Annotated in this window: 1 protein-coding gene; it reads right to left on the bottom strand. The window is 65.5% G+C overall.

Annotated elements, in window-relative coordinates; all coding sequences use genetic code 11:
* Window positions 1-126: 126 nt before the first annotated feature.
* The gene (locus FJ960_RS29360) at window positions 127-1,086 is read right to left on the bottom strand and encodes an IS5 family transposase (protein ID WP_140718570.1); all 960 of its coding nucleotides are present in this window, start codon (window positions 1,084-1,086) and stop codon (window positions 127-129) included.
* Window positions 1,087-1,099 lie beyond the last annotated feature (13 nt).

The raw sequence follows: 1,099 nt of genomic DNA, 5'->3' as shown, positions 1-1,099 counted from the left end.
GGGCCCGTTGCGCAATATTGCGGGAGGCTTGTTGTGAGGATTGAGGGCGGCCATTTTCGTTGCTTTGGAGGCTTTTCGGGGTTTGGGAGCCGCGCTTTTGCGGCGTTTTGCGGATTTCGGGCGCAGCTATGGCGTGATCGCCGCCCATCGTCTCATGTTGAAGGCGATGGCGGCGAGCATGATCTGGGCCGTTGCCTTGACCAGGCCGACATAGCGGATGCGGGTGAGCCGCATGCGGTTCTTGAGCGTGGCGAAGGTGGTTTCCACCGCCGCCCTGCGCCGCGCGATCAAGCGGTTGTAGAGCTTGAGGCGGGGCGGCAGTTCGGGATGGTGCTTGTTCGGCCGGCGGGCGAGCCGGGCCTTGACGCCGTGCGCCTTGAGCCGCGCCTGGCGGGCGTGGGTGTGGTAGGCTGCATCCGCCCATACCGCCTTCTCGTCGCCGACGATCAGGCCGTCGGCCGGCTCGGTGTCGTTGACGTTGGCCGGCGTCGTGATCACAGTCCTGATCAGGCCGGAACCCTCGTCCACGCCGACATGGGCCTTGTAGCCGAAGGTGAAGCCGCCTTTCTTCCTGGCCCCGCCAAAGGCAGCGTCCGGATCGAGCGAGGCCCGCTCGCCGGTGCCCGGCGCCGAGGCCGCCTCGATCAGGGTCGCGTCCAGCATCGCGCCGCGCTTCAGCATCACGCCCGCTTTCTCCAGCTGCCGGTCGAGCTCGCCAAACAGCCTGTCCAGAAGTCCCTTCTCGATCAAAAGATTGCGGAAGCGGTTGAGCACCGTGTGGTCGGGCACCGTCTCGTCGAGTGCGAGCCCTACGAAGCGGCGGAACGACAGCCGGTCGGCGAGCGCTTCCTCCAGCTCGCGGTCCGACAGCCCGTAAAGCGACTGCAAGAGCAGGGCTTTGTAGAGAACCAGCGCCGGCCAGCCGGGATGGCCCGGACCACCATGATTGAGTCCGCCAAGCAGCTTCTCGAAACGGTACCACTTCACCAGCGACCCGATCCGATCCAGTATCCCCGACGAGCCAACCGCCTTGTTCCCAAGGAACGCCTCGACAAAGCTCATCTGTCCCGTCCGCTTCACCGCCATCGCAAATCCCTCC

It is taken from the genome of Mesorhizobium sp. B2-3-11, assembly GCF_006442215.1.
GTDB lineage: Bacteria > Pseudomonadota > Alphaproteobacteria > Rhizobiales > Rhizobiaceae > Mesorhizobium > Mesorhizobium salmacidum.
The sequence above is the reverse complement of the archived record's forward strand: the minus strand, read 5'-3'. Positions and strand labels throughout refer to the sequence as shown.

Coding starts and splice junctions, on each gene's coding strand:
- FJ960_RS29360 (WP_140718570.1), bottom strand. CDS start 1,086: ATGGCGGTGAAGCGGACGGGACAGATGAGCTTTGTCGAGGCGTTCCTT.